The sequence below is a fragment of the Type-A symbiont of Plautia stali genome, assembly GCF_059731155.1.
Genome location: NZ_AP035891.1, coordinates 3,016,149 through 3,035,390, shown reverse-complemented (window position 1 = coordinate 3,035,390; position 19,242 = coordinate 3,016,149). Strand labels below are relative to the sequence as shown.

Sequence of the window (19,242 nt, the reverse complement as noted above, 5' to 3'; positions counted from 1 at the left end):
GTTCGGCACCGGGTTAGGGTGAGAGCACCGCGTCGCAGCGCCTCATTCAGCGCGTGCGCGCGGTGCCGCACCCTGCCCTCGCCCATCAGGAGAGGGAAAATTCAGGAGCGTGCTTACTTAACCGCGGTAGAAGAACCGTCTTTGTGCCATTTGAAGACGCCAAATTCAAAGCCCTTCAGATCGCCTTTCTGGTCCCAGCTCAGGTTACCCATCACGGTGGGTACCGGCGCACCCTCTTTCAGGTTTTTAGCAATCGCATCAGGCTCATCGCTTTTGCTGCGCTCAATGCCCGCCACCAGCGACTGAATAGCCGCATAGGTGGTCCAGACGAATGGACCAGTTGGATCTTTGCGGTTTGATGCGCTGTTGGCTTTGATCGCGTCCACAATCGCTTTGTTGTCTGGCAGCTGGTCGTAGCGCTTCGGCAGCGTCACGTACAGGCCTTCAGACGCGTCACCCGCGATGTTAGACAGGGAAGCGTTGCCGACACCTTCTGGTCCCATAAAGCCGGCTTTCAGACCGGCCGTTTTGGCCTGACGCAGAATCTGGCCCAGCTCCGGGTAGTAACCGCCGTAGTAAACGAAATCGACGTTCTCTTTCTTCAGGCGCGCAATCAGCGTGGAGAAGTCTTTATCGCCAGCGGTGCTCCCTTCGAACAGCACCACGTTGCCGCCTTTCGCCTTCAGGGTTTTCTGCACAGATTCCGCCAGGCCCTGACCGTACTGCTGCTTGTCATGCACCACTGCAATACGTTTTGGTTTGATCTGATCGAGGATGTAATTGGCAGCGGTCGGGCCCTGATCGGAATCCAGACCGGTGGTACGCATCACGTCGGCATAGCCGCGCGCGGTCAGTTCAGGCGCGGTAGCCGCCGGGGTAATCATCAGAATGCCTTCATCGTTATAAATGTCTGATGCCGGCTGAGTGGAGGAGGAGCACAGGTGGCCGATAACGTATTTGATGCCGTCATTGACCACTTTGTTGGCCACCGCAACCGCCTGTTTCGGGTCACAGGCGTCGTCATATTTTACGCCGACCAGCTTGTCACCGTTTACGCCGCCTTTGGCGTTGATGTCCTTGATAGCTTGGGCCGCACCGGTGAACTGCATGTCACCGTACTGCGCCACCGGGCCGGTTGCCGCACCGACAATCGCAATTTTGATGTCTTTCGCCAGTACCGCATGGCTCATCGCCAGCGCTACGCATCCCGCCAGTAATGCGCGTCCTTTACTCATTTTCATGCGAACTTCCCCATCTGTTGTGATTGGTTATTTATCTGCCAGTTAAAGAGCAAAACTGATTTGAGAATAATGAGTTAGCGCTCTTTTCTGGCATTTTTTGTTAAGAAGGCTTTATTTTTCAGGTTATTAAACAGGAACTTTCTTCTGTAAATCAACTGACATATTCAGTAAAAGCTGACGAGAACAGCAGATTACTCTGGTTTTTATGGCCGGTTTTTCACCACCAGGCCAGCGCGTTATGCTGGCTTTTTCAGCGATCGATGCTGGCTTACTCCACAATCCTGGCAAAGTGGCTGGCATTTGCCCTCTTTTCATCGCAAAAAAGTGACAGCGCTCTGACTGTCTAAATTCGCTACACTAAGGCCTTTCTGCCAGTACAGGTAAGGGTTATGAAGCTCACTATTCAGTGCATCAGCACGCTGACGCCGCAGATCGACTGGATTTAGCCAAAGTCTGGCCGCAGCAGGATATCGCGCAGCTGGAAGCCAGCCTCAGTGAAGCGCAGCGGCTGTATGCAGCGCGCTTTAACGATCGGTTGCTCGGAGCGCTGCGGCTGGAGATTCGCGGCACGCTGGGCAAGATTACGCAGCTGGAAGTGCGTGAAGTCACGCGGCGGCGCGGCGTAGGGCAATATCTGCTGGAAGAGACGATAGCGCAGAACAGCGCGCTGGATCACTGGTGGGTTGCCGATGACGGCAAAGACGATCAGCACGTACGCGCGGCGTTTATGCAGGCGTGTGGTTTCCGCGCGCAGAGCGACGGTTGGGTGCGTTAAGCGGCGATTTTACGCCGTGCAGAGCGGTACGCATGAATGCGTATGTTGCGTAGGAGCGTGATTAACGGTGCGCATGAATGCGCACCCAACATAAACCGTGCCATCAACCTGTAGATACCGTCTTGCCGGTTACCTGGCAAGACATATTTCGGCATCGAACGGACGACCCGACTTCAGCACACCATAAGCCAGCTGCAGCAGCTTCTTCAGCAAACTTACCGCCGGATTCCACTTCATCGCCACTATCGCTGGCATGTACAGGGCCTTGCGCATCGCGCTGTTGCCCATCTTCGATATCCTGCTTTTGCCCTTCCACTCACCGGACTCCTGCCGCATCGGATTCAGCCCCACCCACGCCACAAGAGCCTTGCTGCTGCTGAACCTCGACATGTCCCCCATATACGCCAGCATCGTGCTGCCCAGCACGCCCGGGATGGACTCCAGCAGTTCCCTGTTCTTTTTAAGGCCCGGGTCATTGTCAATATGGTCGTTTATTGCCCGCTTCGTTTCGTCTATCTGCGCATCCAGCGCCGCAATGACCACGCGGATTGAGGGCTGCACCACCGCATCCGATACCTCCAGCCGGTTCTCTTCCATCTGCCGCATTTCCTGAAGATTCGTCAGGCGCTTCACCAGCGCTTTCAGCCTGCGTTCATTCAGCGGCGCCGGCTGCCACAGCGATGGGCCGTGCAGTTTACAGTAGCGCGCTATCATGCGCGCATCGTCTTTATCCGTCTTATTCCGGCTCAGCTCGGCCTGCCCGAAGCGCCTGATGCGCGCAGGATTTTCCACGCTGACATCATAGCCTTCGTCGTGCAGGAAGGTGGCCAGCGGCTCACTGTACGCGCCGGTAGCCTCCATGCAGATATGGCAGCAGCCGAACGGCTCCAGCCATTTTTTCAGGGCGATAAAGCCCTTAGGGGTGTTGGGAAAGACTTTGGTTTTGTAAGACGTGTCGCCTTTCCAGACGGCCACATCAAACTTTCCGGAGGCAATATCAATGCCGACAGGCATACGGGTTTGTATAGATTCTCCTTAACAGCACAGGGAAACCGCCATGACCATCCTTATGGATGCGTGCTCGGGGCACAGGATACCGTCCGGTCTTGAAGGCGGGAGTTAAGTTGCCGGGGATGAATCCACAAAGCAGGCTTTATGCCCAGGGGTCGCCCCCATCTCACCAGCAACTTCCCGATGATCAGTCGGGGATCATCATACCCGGAGGAGAATGATCGGGATATAAGGGTCGCCATTCATGGCGACCTGGACACAGCGTCTTCGGCTGGCAACCCAGCCTGACGCTTGATCATCCGCAGGGTACAAAGCAGCGCAAATCCCACCAACAGCGCAGTCAGCAGGTAGACCAGCTGTACGCCGGCGAAGCTCATGATAAAACCAGCGATGGGACCGGTGATGCCGAGCGACAGATCCATAAACGCGGTGTAAGTGGCCAGCGCGCTGCCCTGGTTCTGCTGCGGCACCACTTTGACTGCGACCACGCCAATCGCCGGGAACACCAGCGAGAAACCGGCGCCGGTGAGAAAAGCGCCGAACTTCGCCATCCACGGATCGAACGCGCCCGCCACCAGCAGCAGGCCAAAACCGTACACCTTACCGAGCACCGCGCGGAACGGCAGCGGTTTGGCCTTGCTGCCTTTCACCGGCGCACGGGGCAGCGCCAGCACTATCGCCAGCACGCTGATGGCGATAATCACGCTGGAGAGCAGCAGCAGGCCGCCGCTGCGAAAGATCATCACCCCAAGCGGTGCGCCAATCGCCATCGCGCCATAGGTGACAATGCCGTTCCAGGAGATCACCCGGCCAATATGCAGCAAGCCGACTTTCGCCACGCCCCACAGCGAGGTGCCGGTGCCGCAGAAACTCTGCCCGACGCCCAGCAGCACACGCCCGAGGCACAGCAGCGCGAGGCTGAGCACCTCCTGCTCCTCCGCCAGGGCCGAAAGCAAAATACACAGCCCGCTCACCAGCGCTGCCAAATAGCCCAAGCACCACCACTTGGCTGGCGATAATGCTGGGTAATGGCCGCCCCAAACCGCGACTGTGCGTCAAAAATAACCGGCCCGCGCCGCGCCCTTAACGTCTTACCACCCCACGATGCCAGACAATCCGTATTTGTCGATCGTCTGGCATCTTCCCTGCGCAGTGACGCTGCCGCCGTATGGCGTCATCGCGCATCGTCATGCCTGATTATTCTGGCGCAACATTCTTACTCATCTCGTGTCCGAGGTGTTTTCTTGCCGGGAAATGCCAGTAACGGCAAAACATTGTCAATAAACGCAAAGCGCGAACCATAATTGACTTGTATCAGATTGGTGGAAAATCAAAACGCTAACATGCACGGCCCCGGGAAAGTGTTATGCTGCTGACGCCGTAACGCGCTCCCTGAATGCTGCTTAAACCGACCGAGGAAAGTCTGGTGCCTCTGCAAAAACGACAACGCGATTTTGGCTGGCTGTTGATTGTCTGTGCCGGGTTATTACCGCTGGTGCTGGGCATATTTTGCACAGCCATTGAGGCGCGCCATACGGTCAGCCAGCAGCAAATTGCCACCGCCAATGCCCTTCTGACGCAGGCAGAAAAGATGAGTGACAGCGCCTGGGACATGGCGACCCGCCTGCGTCAGTATCAGAATCGTCGCTGCGCCGATATTGATGAAGATTTGCAGCGCGCCGGCACCCTTAATGCCTACTTCCGCTCGATTGGCACCCTGCAGGGCAGCGAAATCACCGGCTCGTCGGCTTACGGACTACAGCACGACACTCTGCCGGGATGATGATGCAGTCGCCGCCGGTGACCGGCAAAGCCTAGTGGAGCCTGTCGATTCGCGGCACCTCCGGCGTACCGGATCGCCCGGCGGTGATTTTCGTGCGTCACCTGCCGGACAGCAGCGGTTTCTGGACGGTGATTGATGGCCAGTATCTGATGGATTTCATGCGCGCCATCGGCGAGTCGAACCGTTATCAGATGAGCCTGCGCTTCAACGGCGGCAGCCCCATCGCCAGCGGTCCGGACGACCAGCCAGAGCTGCTGTACCTCAGCAGCGCCAACTATCAGGCGGAGTCCAGCCGCTATCCAATCAGCGTCAGCGTGACGGTACCCGCCGCCGAGCTGATCAAAGCCTAGCGTCAGGCGCTGCTTATTTTCCTGCCGATGGCCGCCATCTTTTCGATTTTGCTGATGGTGCTGACCGCCAACTGGCTGCGCCGCCGCCTCTCATGGGCGGATGAAATTCGCCGGGCGATACGCAACCGTGAGTTCACGGTGCACTATCAGCCGGTGTACAGCACCGAGATTCAGCGCTGCACCGATGCGGAAGCGCTGATGCGTTTTGCCCGCAACATCCGAGATAAACAGATGCTGATCACGCTGGAGCTCACCGAGCGCAGCCTGATCGAGGACGGCGACGCGGTGTCGCGCAAGCTGCGCTATTTGCAGTCGCACGGCATGAAGGTGGCGATTGACGACTTCGGCACCGGCCACTGCGCGCTTTCCTATCTGATAACCTTCCCGCTCGATTACCTGAAGATCGACCGCGGCTTTATCAACGCCATTGAAGGACTGGAGATCGAAACCCCGGTGCTGGATGCCATCATCAATCTGTGCCACAAGCTGCAGCTCGAGGTACTGGGTGAAGGGGTAGAAACCGCGTTGCAATTTCAGTATCTGCAGCAGCGTGGCGTGGTGTTTATTCAGGGCTATTATTACGCCCGTCCGATGGACAACAACCAGCTTCGCGCCTGGCTTAATCAGCAGGGGCGCCAACCGCTTCCCGTTGAGGGCCACCATGAGCCTGAACTGCATCATTCTTGATGATTATCAAAATTTTGCCCTGTCGCTGGCCGACTGGGCATCGCTGCAACCGCAGGTACAAACTACCGCGCTGCACCGGCACTACGCCGACGAAGATGAACTGGTCGCTCACATCGCGCACGCCGACATTCTGGTGGTGATGCGCGAACGCACGCCGCTCAGCGCCCGGCTGATAGGCCGCCTGCCCAATCTGAAGCTGATTGTCACCTCCGGTATGCGCAATGCCTCAATCGATCTGCACGCCTGTGCCGAACGGCTGATCGCGGTGTGCGGCACCGCCAGTAGCAGCGCGGCGCCGCTGGAACTGAGCTGGGGGCTGCTGCTCGGTCTGGCACGCCATATCCCGGCGGAGAGCTAGGCGCTGCGCAGCAACGGTGCGTGGCAGCATACGCCGGGCATGACGCTGCACGGCAAAACCCTCGGCCTGCTCGGACTGGGCAAGATTGGCGGTGAGATGGCTAACGTGGCGCGCGCTTTTGGCATGCGCGTGTGCGCCTGGAGCCAGAACCTGAGCGAAGCACGCGCAGCGGCGTGCGGCGCAGAGAAGATGGCTTCGCTGCCGGCGCTGCTCAGGGCGAGCGATGTGGTATCGATTCATCTGGTGCTGAGTGAGCACACCCGTCATCTGCTGGACGGCGCGGCGCTGGCGCACATGAAGCCGGGCGCGCTACTGATTAACACCTCGCGCGCCGGGATTGTCGATCAGCAGGCGATGATCTGCGCGCTGCAGTCTGGCCAGCTGGCGGGCGCCGGGCTGGATGTATTTGAACAGGAGCCGCTACCGGCCGATCATCCGCTGCGTCAGTTGCCGAACGTGCTGGCGAAAACACGATCTGCGCCGCCAGCGCGGGCGGTACGGTGTCGTCTGCCAGGATACGTACGTTGCGCGTGGTGCTGAGCATGAAATCGCCCTAGCGGCGCCAGGTGGTATCGGATACGCGATGCAGGCGATAGTGGCGATCGCGTACCGTGACGGTTCCGGTCAGCGTTGAGCTGCCGCTGCCGTCCGCCTTAAAGCGCGTGCGAATGGTGGCATCAATCGCGCCAGCCGGCGCGCCTTCATGATCAAAACGATACGGTGCTTCACACCACTTCGGCACCGGTTCTACCGGCCGCAGCAGCAGCGCCAGCGCCCACGGCAGCACAAAGGCCAGTACCACCGCCGTGGTGATTATCGCTTTACGCATCAGGTATCTCCTGCGCTGACACCATCCATGAAACACATTCGTTGTCCTTCTGCGCGATCGGTTTGGCGCACAGGAAGGTACTGGAAAAGAGTCGGGTACGCACCGGCTTGATGTACACCCGCGCAGGCGCTGAGCCATCCGGCAGGCGCGGCTGCCACTGCCGATAGCGCCGCAGCGCGACATTCACCAGCAGCAGCGCAACGATCACCCAGCGCAGCACAGGCCGCTTCTTCTTTACGCTGGCCGGCCGGCGCGGGCGAAGGTAGCGGACTGACCACCGCTGCCGCTGGCGCAGCCACTGGCTCATCGCTCAGCGGCGCCACATCGACCTGATCGGCCAGCACGCAGCCAATCAGCGGCACCTGATGCACCAGCGGCCCCGGCGCGTGTGCCAGCTGCGCCTGCTGATTGATGGCGGCAATGGTGGCCGTCAGGCGTTCGGCGAACGGTGTGTCGTTGGGGACGCGCTGAAATAGCGCATGCAGGGTCTGGTTGCGCACCAGTTTGCCATCCGCATCAATCACGCGCCGCAGAATGGCGGTTTGCAGCGGCGTCAGTGCCACGCGGTGCGCGGGCGACTGCACCGGAAAGAGGACCTGCTGGTCAACGTCAAAACAGAGACTTTTTGCAAATAAAACAAAGCGTGCCATGCGGCGCCCGATCTCCGGAAGAGAAACTGGCGCAAGTATAGATATTTTCGCTCGCCCACGCATCTACGCTGCGGCCTGCGTCGCGATTCAGACAATTTTTTTGCCGCGATTGCGGACCAAAACTGCCATAGTTTTAGTCAAAAAATAGCCAGTTATTAGCGGAAACATGACAAATATCACATTTAAACGGTATACGCTGTCGCGGGATGCAATAATTACCTGAGTAATAATTGCTTTGGCAGGCCAAGGAAAAAACCACTTTCACGGCTATGCTTTAATTTTCTCAACGCCGCGGACTGAACGCTCCACCGAGTCCGCAGCGTTGAGGACTTTTTGAATTCCAATACAGGGTAACCTCATGAAATTACGTAGGAAGCGTGTAAAACCTATTGGGCTGGATGACGTCACGATTACCGATGACGCTCGTTTACGTAAGGCCATTACCGCCGCGTCACTCGGTAACGCGATGAAATGGTTGGATTTTGGTGTTTATGGCTTCGTGGCCTACGCGCTGGGTAAAGTGTTCTTCCCGGACGCCTCGCCTGGCGTGCAGATGATTGCCGCACTCGGGACCTTCTCGGTACCGTTCCTGATTCGTCCGCTGGGCGGCCTGTTCTTCGGCATGCTGGGCGATAAATATGGTCGCCAGAAAATCCTGTCGATCACCATTGTTATCATGTCGATCAGTACCTTCTGTATCGGCCTGATCCCTTCTTACGCCTCGATTGGCATCTGGGCACCGATACTGCTGCTGCTGGCGAAAATGGCGCAGGGCTTCTCGGTGGGCGGTGAATATACCGGTGCGTCGATCTTCGTCGCCGAATATTCGCCGGACCGTAAGCGCGGCTTCATGGGAAGCTGGCTGGACTTTGGTTCGATTGCCGGCTTCGTGCTGGGCGCGGGCGTGGTGGTGCTGATCTCAACGGTGATTGGCGAGCAGAAATTCCTCGACTGGGGCTGGCGTATTCCGTTCTTCCTCGCGCTGCCGCTGGGCATTATCGGCCTGTATCTGCGTCACGCACTGGAAGAGACGCCAGCGTTCCAGCAGCATGTCGATAAGCTGGAGCAAGGCGACCGCGAAGGTCTGCGCGACGGCCAGAAAGTGTCGTTCAAAGAGATCGCCAGCAAACACTGGAAAAGCCTGCTGGCCTGTATCGGTCTGGTGCTTTCCACCAACGTGACCTATTACATGCTGCTGACCTACATGCCGAGCTATCTGTCGCATAACCTGCACTATTCTGAAGATCACGGCGTGCTGATTATCATCGCCATCATGATGGGGATGCTGTTTGTGCAGCCGGTGATGGGCATGCTGAGCGACCGCTTCGGCCGTCGTCCGTTCGTGATCGTCGGCAGTATTACCCTGTTCTTCTGCGCGATTCCGGCCTTTATGCTGCTCAACAGTAACGTACTGGGGCTGATTTTTGCCGGTCTGCTGCTGCTGGCGGTGATCCTCAACGCCTTTACCGGCGTGATGGCCTCCTCGCTGCCGGCAATGTTTCCAACGCACATTCGTTATAGTGCGCTGACCAGCGCCTTTAACATCTCGATTCTGATTGCCGGCCTGACGCCAACCGTGACCGCCTGGGCGGGTGGAAGCCAGCAACAATCTGTATATGCCGGCTTACTACCTGATGGTGGTGGCGGTGGTCGGTCTGGTGACCAGTCTGTACATGAAAGAGACCGCCAACAAACCGCTGCGCGGCGAGACACCGGCGGCATCGGACCTCGAAGAGGCGCGTGAGATCCTGCAGGAGCATCACGACAATATCGAGCAGAAGATTGAAGATATTGATGAAGAGATCGCCCGCCTTGAGGCGAAGCGGAAAAACTTGGTGCAGCAGCTCCGGGACATCAACGAGTAATCTGTCCTTTCACTCCCGCCACCTAGCGGGAGTTTTGTTTCTGCGATTGCCAGGTGCGTGAGAATGTGTGCCTTGCAGTGATGCTTCCAGGTGCGCATGAATGCGCACCCTACGGGTAACGGCGGGTTGTGATTCTGCTGATTCCAGATGTGCATTAATGCGTGCCCTGCGGGTATGTTGCGGGTGATGATTCTGCGATTGCCGGGTGCGCTGTAGGGTCGGCATTCATGCCGACCGGCAACGACGCCCGGCCCGCACCGCACACAATCCTTCATGCTACCCGGCGAAAAGGGGTAAACTGTCGCCACTTTTTTCACCAGCATAAGTTAACCGAGCATGTCTGATTTCAATCTCATTCAGCGCCCAAGAAGACTGCGCAAAAGCGCGTCGATGCGCGAACTGTTCCAGGAATCCCACCTCAGCCTGAACGATCTGGCCCTGCCGATCTTCGTTGAAGAAGGCGTGGATGATTACGTGCCAATCAACGCCATGCCGGGCGTGATGCGCATTCCGGAAAAACGTCTGGCGTACGAAATCGAACGCATCGCCAAAGTCGGTATCCGTTCGGTCATGACCTTTGGTATCTCGCACCACACCGATGCCACCGGCAGCGATGCGTGGAACGAAAACGGCCTCGTGGCGCGCATGTCGCGCATCTGCAAAGACACGGTGCCGGAAATGATTGTCATGTCCGATACTTGCTTCTGTGAATACACCAGTCACGGCCACTGCGGCGTGCTGTGCGATCACGGCGTCGACAACGATCAGACGCTGGTTAACCTCGGCAAACAGGCGGTGGTTGCTGCTCAGGCCGGTGCCGACTTCATCGCGCCGTCAGCAGCAATGGATGGCCAAGTGAAAGTGATTCGCCAGGCGCTGGACGCGGCCGGCTTTACCGATACCGCTATCATCTCCTACTCCACCAAATTCGCCTCGTCGTTCTATGGCCCGTTCCGTGAAGCGGCGGGCACCGCGCTGAAAGGCGACCGCAAAACCTATCAGATGAACCCGATGAACCGCCGTGAAGCGATTCGCGAGTCGCTGATTGATGAAGCGGAAGGTGCAGATTCGCTGATGGTCAAACCGGCAGGCGTTTACCTCGATATCCTGCGTGATATCCGCGAGCGCACCACGCTGCCGCTGGCGGCTTACCAGGTAAGCGGTGAGTACGCGATGATCAAATTCGTCGCTCAGGCGGGCGCCATCGATGAACGCAACGTGGTGCTGGAGAGCTTAGGTGCCATTAAGCGTGCCGGTGCCGATCTCATTTTCAGCTATTTCGCCCTTGATCTTGCCGAGCAAAAAGTGCTCTGATCCTCTCGTTACGCTAAACAATCGCGGATTGCCGCGGTTGTTTAGTGCTCTCTGCCCCTGCACGGGCACGACATCCGGTTTGCTGTAACACATCCATCATTAACAAGAGTTACGCGATGAAAGCACCTGCACTGCCTGCGGACGAATCACAGCGTCTGGCCCAGTTACGTGCGCTCAACATTCTGCACACACCCACAGAAGAGCGTTTTGACCGTTTAACCCGCCTTGCCCGACGTCTGTTTGACGTTCCGGTCGCGATGGTCAGTCTGCTGGAGAATGACTATCAATGGTTTAAATCCAGCGACGGTTTTGATCGGCCAACCACCGCCCGTAACATCTCTTTTTGCGGCCACACCATCCTGCAGGATGAGGTGATGGTGGTAGAGGACGCGCTGGCCGACACGCGCTTCAGCGATAATCCGCTGGTTACCGATGCAGACAATCCGGTGCGTTTCTACGCGGGCTATCCGCTGCGCACGCCGTCCGGCGCCAAAGTCGGTACGCTGTGCATCATCGATAATCATGCGCGCCAGTTCAACGCGGAGGATCTGCACGCGCTGCGCGATCTGGCGGCCATGGCCGAAGCCGAGCTGGTGGCGTTTCAGACCGCGACTTCCGATGAGCTGACGCAAATCACCAACCGGCGCGGCTTTATGACGCAGGGACAGATGGCGCTGAATGAGTGCCAGCTGAGACTGCTGCCCGCCAGCCTGACGTTTCTCGATCTCGACGGCTTCAAGGCTATCAACGACCGGCATGGTCACTGCGAGGGCGACCGCGCGCTGATGGACTTTGCCGATGCCATGAAGGTGAGTTTTCGCCATGCCGATATCTTTGCCCGGCTCGGCGGTGATGAGTTTGTGGTGCTGCTGAACGGCATTCGTCAGGACGAGGCGGAAGCGACGCTGGCGCGCTTCGCCCACTATCTGCATAAACAGATGCAGGATCTGGAGCGGCGCTACACGCTGCAGTTTTCGTCGGGCATCGTAGAATTTGATCCGCAGCAGCCGCAATCGCTGGAGCAGCTGCTGGAAAGCAGCGACGCACGCATGTACGCCGCCAAGTACCAGAAAAGGCAGCCGCGCAGATAGCTGCCGCGCGGGCATTCACCTTAATGCGCTAGGTCATCAATCAACGTCTGATTAAACTTCGCTGGCGCTTCCATCTGCGGCGCGTGCCCCATGCCGGGGAACTCAATCAGTCGCGCGCCAGGAATCAGCTGTGCCACCTGTTTGCCCAGCACATTGTAATGTCCGAGCTGCGCTTTCACCGCCTGTGAAGCGATATCGCTTCCAATCGCTGTGGTATCGGCCGTGCCGATCATCAGCGTGGTCGGCACCTTCAGGTCTTTAAACTCGTAATAGACCGGCTGGGTGAAAATCATGTCGTAGATGAGCGCCGAGTTCCACGCCACTTTCTCATGCCCTAGTCCTTTATTCAGCCCGGCCAGCATCTGCACCCATTTGTCATATTCCGGCTTCCACTGGCCGCTGTAATAGGTGTGCTGCTCATATTTCTTAATGCCCGCCGCGTCGAGCTTCAGCTCGCGCTGATACCACTGATCCACCGAGCGCCACGGCGCGCCCTTCGCCTTCCAGTCCTCGAGACCAATCGGATTGACCAGCACCAGCTTCTGCGTCTGCTGCGGATACATCAGTGCGTAACGCGTCGCCAGCATACCGCCGGTCGAGTGGCCAACGATCACCGCTTTCTCAATGCCGAGCTGCGCTAACAGCTGATGAGTATTTTGCGCCAGCTGCTGAAAGCTGTACTGATAGCGGGCGGGTTTGGTGGAGGTGCAGAAACCAATCTGATCCGGCGCGATCACGCGATAGCCCTGCTGGCTCAGTGCGTTGATGGTGTCTTCCCAAGTGGCAGCGCAGAAGTTTTTACCGTGCATCAGCACCACTGTCTGACCATTGGCCTGCTGCGCGGGCTTCACGTCCATATAGCCCATGCTGAGCGACTGCTGCTGGGAGGAGAAGATAAAATGCTGCAGCGGATAAGGATAGTGAAACCCCTCCAGCTGCTCGCCATACACGACCTCTGCGGCCTGCGCGCTGAGCGTGCCGCACAGCATCGCTGACGCCAGCGTCACGCTAAGTAACGGTTTTAATCGAAAACGAAACGTCATGTGACCTCTTCTGTAAAGGGGAAAACCCTCAGTCTGGCACGAAAAACGCCGGTGGATATTGATGCGCCGTGAAGCCGCCCGTCACACCTTTGACTGTTAAGCCGCGCAAAGCGATAACCAATTTGCGTTAATAATAACGGCCGTAATTACGGCAACTATTCAACATCATCACAACATGTCGGCGATTAATTTCACGATAAACAAGACCAGTCTTGATGACAATTAATAAAAAAGCCATTTCCTGATAAAACTTTACGTTACGACGGTGCTTAAAAAGTTTAATTTAATTACACTGTGTCGAGTTATTGGAGGACCATAATGATGCAGTAAAAATACAACCAAGGGGTGATTGATTCGGTGACCTAATGGATTATGGCCAACCTAGATCAATGTTTGAGCATTGATGATATTGCACTGAAATTTGGCTATTCCAAATGGTATTTACAGAAACTGTTTGCCCGTTACCATAACGAAACGCTGGCGCGTTATATTCGCAAAAAGAAACTGATTTGTTGCGTGAACGAGCTGAAATTCAGCCGCACACCGATCATCGGTCTGGCGGTTAAATACCATTTCGAAAGTCAGCAATCCTTTACCCGATCGTTTAAACAGGTGATGGGCTGCACGCCGCTGTTCTGCCGCAAACGCCAGCTGAGCGATGCTGCCGAAGCCCTGTTGCGCAGCAGTGACGATCCCTGCGCGCTGTTATCGCGCCCGTCATGGGTCAGCGTACAAAAGGTCGCGATGTAGTAAGCCTTGTCCTCATCGCTGTAATGCGGCATCAGCCACCAGACCAGCGCACTAATAACCAGCAACAGCGGCAGCAGGAATTTGATTTTTAACATGGGTTTATTGACCAGCTGAAAAAGAAAACGCCGCGATCTTAACAGATTCGCCGCGCCATGCCGCACGCCATTTTCAGGCTTTTCTCCGGCAGATTGAGACGAGGCTTAAGCGTGAATAACGCCGATGCGCTTATAAAGTAGCCCACTTATTTGCTTCATTATTCAGGGAAGAAAATCATGAGAAAAAGCCAGCTTGCACTGCAGCTTGTCTTAGCAGTTCGCCGCAGGCCGGTATCATACGCCACGACGTTGATATGCAGGAGTACCGGGATTTTGCAGAGAATCGCGGTAAATACGTCGTCGGCGCTACCAACATTCCGGTATATCGTAAAGACGGCAGCTTTGATGGTTATGTCGGCGATGTACCGATGCCCGATTTCGGCATGGTAAATGAAAAGGGTTTTACCACCTTTATTTCACCAGCGTTTGTTGTCAGTGCTGCGCACAATAAAGGTAATAGTTTGACTGTTATTGGCAACAAGGCAAAATTTGCGCCGGTCTATGCATCTGTTGGTAATTATGTCAGTGAAATTCGTGACTTCCATGTACAGCGCGTGAAAAAAGTCATTGTTGAAAGTGCGCCAGCGCCATTTATTAGTAGCGAAGAATTTCTTACCAACCAGGATCGCTATATCACCTTTGCACGTGTGGGTGCTGGGTATCATTACGCGGAAAACCCCATAACCGGTGTGCTGGATTACATCCGTGGAGTATATGCCTATAACGCAGGCGGCATAATTTCATCACAAGCGATACATGACTTCACCAGGAATCGGATGTGGTGGTCTACTTTTTTGCCTAGCGACCCCAGATCCGCAACGCTAGCCATTGGTACTCGCCCGGGAGATAGTGGTAGTCCGATGTTCGTCTGGGACACCTTAGAAAAACGCTGGGTTCTGTTTGGTGTTCACACCCATGGTACATTGTCAGACATACCTTATAAGCGAACTTACGTTGCCACTCTGATTGATAATGAAGCCGTACAATCAGCGCTGGATGCGCTGAAAACACCCGACGTCGAAAATATTGGTAACAGCGTCATTCAATGGCGCAGCGACATGATTTTGCAGGATGATAAGCAGTGGCTGTGGTATGGACTTGATAACAGCCTGGCGGAAACGATTCCGGATAAAGCTAGCAATGATCAGCTCAATGCCACCAAAGATCTGCGCTTTAACGGCGACGGCGGCATCATCGAGCTGGCGCAGTCGGTCAACCTAGGTGCGGGTTTGCTGCGTTTCTCTAACGACTACACCCTGCGCGCCGCAGGCGACGGCAACTTCAGCTGGGTCGGCGGCGGCGTTGAGGTCGACAAAGACAAAACCGTGCTGTGGCAGGTTAACGGCCTGCAGGACGATGCGCTGCACAAAATCGGCGCCGGCACGGTCATCCTCGACCAGCAGGCCGACGCGCAGGGGCGCAAACAGGCGTTCTCCACCGTCACCCTGTTCAGCGGCCGCCCGACCGTGGTGCTCAACAGCGCCGATCAGTTGAGCACTGACAACATCCGCTTCGGCTATCGCGGCGGTACGCTGGACGTTAACGGCCACGATTTGACCTTCGACGATATCCTGCACAACGACAGCGGCGCGCGCATCGTTAACCGCAGCCAGACGCTGGCGCATCTCGATCTCACCGGCGATAACCGCCTGTTCCTCGGCGAGCTGGGCGAAACGGACTCACGCGATAACCTCAACGTGACCACCCATCAGCGCTGGCAGCTGGCCGGCGGCGCGCAGCTTAACCAGCTGGCGGTGGCCGACGGTGTGCTGACGCTGAGCGGCGAACAGGTTGAGCATGCCGGGAAAGTGTTCTTTGCCAATGACTGGCAGGACAAAACTTATCACATCAACCAGCTGCAGGTGGCGCAGGACGCCGCGCTAACCGTTGCTGAGCACGCCCACGTTACCGGCGATATCACGCTGGCCGACGAGGCCACGCTTAACGTGCTGGGCCGATCCACTCTGGCCGGCGACATCAACCTGAGCGGCACCGCTTCCAGTCTGAGCGCAGTACGTCAGCACGCTGGGCGAGCTGGCTTCCACCATCAGCGCTAATATCAGTGGCCAGGGCAGCGTGATTAAAAGCGGTGACGGCCGGCTGACGCTGAGTGGTGACGTCAGCAATCAGCAGGGCATCGGGGTGCTGAAGGGCGAGCTGGAAGTGAGCGGTCGGCTGCATACGCCGCTGAACATGGCCGCCGGCACGCTGCTCTCCGGCGGCGGCGTCATCAATCACGCCAGCCTCGCCGATAACGTCACGCTGGCACCGGGCTGGAACAATGCGCCGGACAGCTGGTCGGCCATGCGCCTTGGCGATCTGCGCCACGGGCGTGATACGGCGCTGGTGCTGAACTCCGCGTTCCGCGATAACGCCAGCGATCGCCTACTGATCGATGGCGATCTGCAACAGCCGGACGATGCGCCGCTGTGGCTGACGGTAAAACCGCAGGCCAGCTGGATCGATAGCGATCGTAACCACAACGGCGCAGCGGATAACAATGAAGGTGTGTCGCTGGTGCAGGTGGGCGGCCAGACGCACGCCGACAGCGTCCAGCTGGCCCGCAACTATGTGGCGCGCGGCGCCTAGGCTTACGGTCTGTACGCCTTCGCGCCGGGCCGCGCCAGTGCCGATGAGCGTTTGGTAGCGGGCGAAGGGGATCAGTTCTGGGATTACCGTCTGCAAAACATTCTGCTGGCGGAAGGGGATAACCGCGAACCTTACCTGCCGGAGCCGGCACCTGAACCCGAACCGCAGCCGCAACCCGAGCCAGAACCGCAGCCGGAACCGGAAAATCCGCAGGTGCCGCAGCCAGAGCCAAAACCGGAGGCGGGCAAGGTGCGCGCGGCGGTGATTCCGCAGGTGCCGGCGTACATCTCGCTGCCTGCCGCCTTCCACAGCGTGACGCACAACCTGCAAGCGCTGTTCAGCAGCAGCGCGCAGCAGGCGGGCGCAGAGGGCCGTCCGGATCTGTTTGTGTCCGGCTACACCGGCGACGACCGCTATCACAGCGCGGGCGGCTTTATGGATTACGGCTACGATTTCCACAGCCGCTATCAGGGCTGGATGATTGGCAGCCGCTTCCCGCTACATTCCGCGCTGGCGCTGAGCGTCGGCGTCAATAAAGGCAACCTGAGCATCACACCGGAAGCGCGCGACGGCAACAGTCACGCCCGCGTCGACACGCTGGGCGCCAGTACGCTACTGAGCTGGCAGCCCGATCAGGGCCTGCAGCTGGCCGTGCCGGTTGGCGTGATGCAGTATCGCGGCAGCGTCAGCACTGACCTGCGCGGTAACGTGACGCAGGTGAAAGCGCGCGGCGCTAACCTTGGGCTCGACAGCGGCTGGCGCTGGTAGTCCGGCGCGCATGCGCTAACGCCGGTGGCCGGCGTGAATGCGCAGTGGCTCGATATCAATGATTTCACCGACAGCGACGGCGCACAGGTCAGCTACCGTAATCCGCTGCAGTGGCAGCTTTCCGGCGGCGTAAAATACGACTTCCGCCTCAACGAGAAGCTGAAGCTGGGCGCGGGAACGCGCTACGTGCAGCGCATCAGCCAGCGCGATCGGGTGGCGATTGGTGACGGCCAGCAGGCGGCGCACTTCGCCACCGGACGCGGCGGCAACAGCCTGCAGTACAGCGGTTACGCCGGCTGGCAGGTACTGGATAATCTGGAGCTTAACACCCAGCTTCAGGGCCAGCAGCGCCTGACGCAGGAAGGCATCAGCGACTGGAATCTGCAGGCCGGTGTGAAGATCAGTTTTTAATCGCGGCTCTCACCACGCATCAGCCCGGGACATGTCTTACCGGGCTTTTTTATGCTTTTCTGAAAAAAACCAGACAAAACTTAATTGCTACGTTAGTCGGTCGCTTTAGGTTTGCGATTCTCGCTATTTTCATCCATGGAAGAGAATATGAAACTTACCCCGCTGACGCTGGTGATCAGTACGTTCTGTTATGGCCTTCCTGCATTCGCTGATGAGCGCTACCCTGCATTTTCCACATCACAAAATAATAACGTTAACGCTGCGAATATTCCGCAGCTGCCAGAGCCTTCGTCTGGCACGGCAATTGAGGAAATTCTTGAGCTGCCGCTGATGGCGCAGGTCAGCCGCCAGACCGGCGAAGGGATTAAACAGCTTGGGAAAATGATCGCCCGCGGCTCGTGGTTTGATGAGATCAATCCGGCCACGTCTGGCCTAGTGAGAAGCAGCGTGCTGGCCGGCAATAACAGCCATCATTTATGGTATTACCGGTTACAAAACGTGGTTGTGACCGGTGAGCCAGACAATGGCATCCCTAATCTTATTGATATCCCCGGTGAAATAATGCCGGAACCTGATCCCGATCGTGGCTAAGCTGTCATAATACCGCCGCCTGAGCCGGAACCGCCACAGCTCACACCCGCGCCACAAATCCCGACCTATCTCGCCCTGCCCAACATGCTGTATGCCCTGAACGACGCCATGCAAACCCGCTTCCACTTCGCTGCCCAGCAGATGAGCCTGGATAATCATCACAACCTGTTTGTGTATGGCTATAGCGGCGGCGAGCATTATCGCAGTGCGCAGGGCGATAGCGATGCCACCAGCCGCTATCAGGGCTGGATGCTGGGCGCGCGCTGGACGCCTGAAGCGGAACAGAGCCCGCTGGCCTTCAGTGCTGGCGTGCATAAAGGCGTAGTGACTATGCTGTCGGATACGCAGGCGGGACGCAGCCAGCTGCGTATCAAACCCAGGGCATCAATGCGCTGGTCGGTATTCAGCCGCCTGAGGGTTGGCAGCTGGAGATACCGCTGGGGCTGACGCATTATCGCGGCACCTTACGCCATGAAACCCAGGGTGAAGTTGCGCGGATCAGCGCCGTTAGCGGCAATATCGGCGCAGAAGCGAGCTGGCGCTGGCAGCAGGATGCGCATAGCCTGATGCCGCTGGCCGCAGCCGGTGTGCAGTGGCTGCATATTGCGGATTTTACGGAGCAACAGGGTGCATAGGTGGACTATCAGCTGGCGCCGCAGTTCAGCCTAGCTGGCGGTGTTAAGTATGATTATCAGCCGCTGTAGTCAGTGAAGCTTGGGCTGGAGGCGCGTTATGTCTGGCACAGCGGCAGGCAGAATACGCTGGATGCCGGCGATATGCGCGGATTACCAATTGAGCGCGCCCGTCACAGCGCAAAGATGGGCAGTTACGTCAGCTGGCAGCTGCATGAAAACGTGGAGATTGGCACGCAGTTGCAGGCGCAGCAGCGGCTGGATCGCCCCGGCCTGAGCGACTGGAATGTGCTGGGCGGATTGAAAGTGGCGTTTTAAAATTAATAACAAGGGAAGCGGTGGTGAATAGCTGGCGATAAATGATTTGGTCGCCATAAATGGCCCCCTACAACGATGCGGGACAGGTTTT

General features: G+C 57.5%; 15 protein-coding genes and 6 pseudogenes. 14 read left to right on the top strand and 7 right to left on the bottom strand.

Annotated features, from left to right (window positions below; all coding sequences use genetic code 11):
* Positions 1 to 113 precede the first annotated feature (113 nt).
* Positions 114 to 1,241, bottom strand: coding sequence for a branched-chain amino acid ABC transporter substrate-binding protein (locus AC6I8M_RS15975; RefSeq protein ID WP_010615900.1), 1,128 nt, complete (start codon positions 1,239 to 1,241; stop codon positions 114 to 116).
* A 389-nt stretch (positions 1,242 to 1,630) separates the two neighbouring features.
* On the opposite strand from AC6I8M_RS15975, the pseudogene panM reads away from it, so the two are divergent.
* A pseudogene (gene panM, locus AC6I8M_RS15970) lies at positions 1,631 to 2,016 on the top strand (aspartate 1-decarboxylase autocleavage activator PanM).
* A gap of 129 nt (positions 2,017 to 2,145) precedes the next feature.
* Here the strand turns inward: panM and AC6I8M_RS15965 are convergent.
* Both AC6I8M_RS15965 and AC6I8M_RS15960 read right to left on the bottom strand, forming a co-directional pair.
* Positions 2,146 to 3,030 carry an IS110 family RNA-guided transposase gene (locus AC6I8M_RS15965; protein ID WP_498013404.1) on the bottom strand — a complete coding sequence of 295 codons (885 nt, stop codon included), beginning with the start codon at positions 3,028 to 3,030 and terminating at the stop codon, positions 2,146 to 2,148.
* 239 nt (positions 3,031 to 3,269) lie between these two features.
* Positions 3,270 to 4,061, bottom strand: a pseudogene (locus AC6I8M_RS15960) (MFS transporter); the annotation flags it as partial.
* A 392-nt stretch (positions 4,062 to 4,453) separates the two neighbouring features.
* Between AC6I8M_RS15960 and AC6I8M_RS15955 the strand changes: the two are divergent.
* Positions 4,454 to 5,847 (top strand): annotated as a pseudogene (locus AC6I8M_RS15955) (EAL domain-containing protein).
* Positions 5,822 to 6,670: pseudogene (locus tag AC6I8M_RS15950) on the top strand (D-2-hydroxyacid dehydrogenase family protein); the annotation flags it as partial. The pseudogenes AC6I8M_RS15955 and AC6I8M_RS15950, both read left to right, overlap by 26 nt.
* Positions 6,671 to 6,758: 88 nt before the next feature.
* Here AC6I8M_RS15950 and AC6I8M_RS15945 read toward each other — a convergent pair.
* Together AC6I8M_RS15945 and AC6I8M_RS15940 are read right to left on the bottom strand one after the other, a co-directional pair.
* Positions 6,759 to 7,034, bottom strand: coding sequence for a hypothetical protein (locus AC6I8M_RS15945; RefSeq protein WP_010616684.1), 276 nt, complete (start codon positions 7,032 to 7,034; stop codon positions 6,759 to 6,761).
* On the bottom strand, positions 7,034 to 7,684 hold the full coding sequence (locus tag AC6I8M_RS15940; RefSeq protein ID WP_010616685.1) for a hypothetical protein: 651 nt from the start codon (positions 7,682 to 7,684) through the stop codon (positions 7,034 to 7,036). The genes AC6I8M_RS15945 and AC6I8M_RS15940 overlap by 1 nt, the downstream gene beginning before the upstream one ends.
* A 358-nt stretch (positions 7,685 to 8,042) precedes the next feature.
* Between AC6I8M_RS15940 and proP the strand changes: the two are divergent.
* The 3 genes and pseudogenes from proP to AC6I8M_RS15925 all read left to right on the top strand — a co-directional run bounded on the left by proP (position 8,043) and on the right by AC6I8M_RS15925 (position 11,954).
* A pseudogene (gene proP / locus AC6I8M_RS15935) lies at positions 8,043 to 9,549 on the top strand (glycine betaine/L-proline transporter ProP).
* Between the two features lie 336 nt (positions 9,550 to 9,885).
* Positions 9,886 to 10,863, top strand: a complete 978-nt coding sequence (gene hemB / locus AC6I8M_RS15930) for a porphobilinogen synthase (RefSeq protein WP_010618678.1) — start codon at positions 9,886 to 9,888, stop codon at positions 10,861 to 10,863.
* A gap of 116 nt (positions 10,864 to 10,979) precedes the next feature.
* Positions 10,980 to 11,954 carry a GGDEF domain-containing protein gene (locus AC6I8M_RS15925; RefSeq protein WP_010618677.1) on the top strand — a complete coding sequence of 325 codons (975 nt, stop codon included), beginning with the start codon at positions 10,980 to 10,982 and terminating at the stop codon, positions 11,952 to 11,954.
* 20 nt (positions 11,955 to 11,974) lie between these two features.
* Here AC6I8M_RS15925 and AC6I8M_RS15920 read toward each other — a convergent pair whose 3' ends face one another.
* Positions 11,975 to 12,943 (bottom strand): alpha/beta fold hydrolase, encoded by a 969-nt coding sequence (locus tag AC6I8M_RS15920; RefSeq protein WP_498013825.1) that lies wholly within the window; start codon positions 12,941 to 12,943, stop codon positions 11,975 to 11,977.
* Between the two features lie 426 nt (positions 12,944 to 13,369).
* On the opposite strand from AC6I8M_RS15920, the gene AC6I8M_RS15915 reads away from it, so the two are divergent.
* The 7 genes and pseudogenes from AC6I8M_RS15915 to AC6I8M_RS15885 all read left to right on the top strand — a co-directional run bounded on the left by AC6I8M_RS15915 (position 13,370) and on the right by AC6I8M_RS15885 (position 18,648).
* Entirely contained in the window at positions 13,370 to 13,747 is a 378-nt protein-coding gene (locus AC6I8M_RS15915) for a helix-turn-helix domain-containing protein (protein ID WP_022549200.1), read from the top strand.
* Positions 13,748 to 14,075: 328 nt separating this feature from the next.
* Positions 14,076 to 15,899: a S6 family peptidase gene (locus AC6I8M_RS15910; RefSeq protein WP_498013824.1), complete on the top strand. Its 1,824-nt coding sequence runs from the start codon at positions 14,076 to 14,078 to the stop codon at positions 15,897 to 15,899.
* A gap of 19 nt (positions 15,900 to 15,918) precedes the next feature.
* The gene (locus AC6I8M_RS15905) at positions 15,919 to 16,431 is read left to right on the top strand and encodes a hypothetical protein (protein ID WP_010618673.1); all 513 of its coding nucleotides are present in this window, start codon (positions 15,919 to 15,921) and stop codon (positions 16,429 to 16,431) included.
* A 51-nt stretch (positions 16,432 to 16,482) separates the two neighbouring features.
* Positions 16,483 to 17,199 carry an autotransporter outer membrane beta-barrel domain-containing protein gene (locus AC6I8M_RS15900; protein WP_010618672.1) on the top strand — a complete coding sequence of 239 codons (717 nt, stop codon included), beginning with the start codon at positions 16,483 to 16,485 and terminating at the stop codon, positions 17,197 to 17,199.
* Positions 17,200 to 17,217: 18 nt separating this feature from the next.
* Positions 17,218 to 17,610, top strand: a pseudogene (locus AC6I8M_RS15895) (autotransporter domain-containing protein); the annotation flags it as partial.
* Between the two features lie 147 nt (positions 17,611 to 17,757).
* On the top strand, positions 17,758 to 18,201 hold the full coding sequence (locus tag AC6I8M_RS15890) for a hypothetical protein (protein WP_010618670.1): 444 nt from the start codon (positions 17,758 to 17,760) through the stop codon (positions 18,199 to 18,201).
* 84 nt (positions 18,202 to 18,285) lie between these two features.
* Positions 18,286 to 18,648: a hypothetical protein gene (locus AC6I8M_RS15885; protein WP_010618669.1), complete on the top strand. Its 363-nt coding sequence runs from the start codon at positions 18,286 to 18,288 to the stop codon at positions 18,646 to 18,648.
* Positions 18,649 to 18,665: 17 nt separating this feature from the next.
* On the opposite strand, the gene AC6I8M_RS15880 is transcribed toward AC6I8M_RS15885, so the two are convergent.
* On the bottom strand, positions 18,666 to 18,824 hold the full coding sequence (locus tag AC6I8M_RS15880; RefSeq protein ID WP_318285219.1) for a hypothetical protein: 159 nt from the start codon (positions 18,822 to 18,824) through the stop codon (positions 18,666 to 18,668).
* Positions 18,825 to 18,908: 84 nt separating this feature from the next.
* Here AC6I8M_RS15880 and AC6I8M_RS15875 point away from each other — a divergent pair, with 84 nt between their 5' ends.
* Positions 18,909 to 19,151, top strand: coding sequence for a hypothetical protein (locus AC6I8M_RS15875; RefSeq protein WP_010618667.1), 243 nt, complete (start codon positions 18,909 to 18,911; stop codon positions 19,149 to 19,151).
* The last annotated feature ends 91 nt before the right edge of the window (positions 19,152 to 19,242 follow it).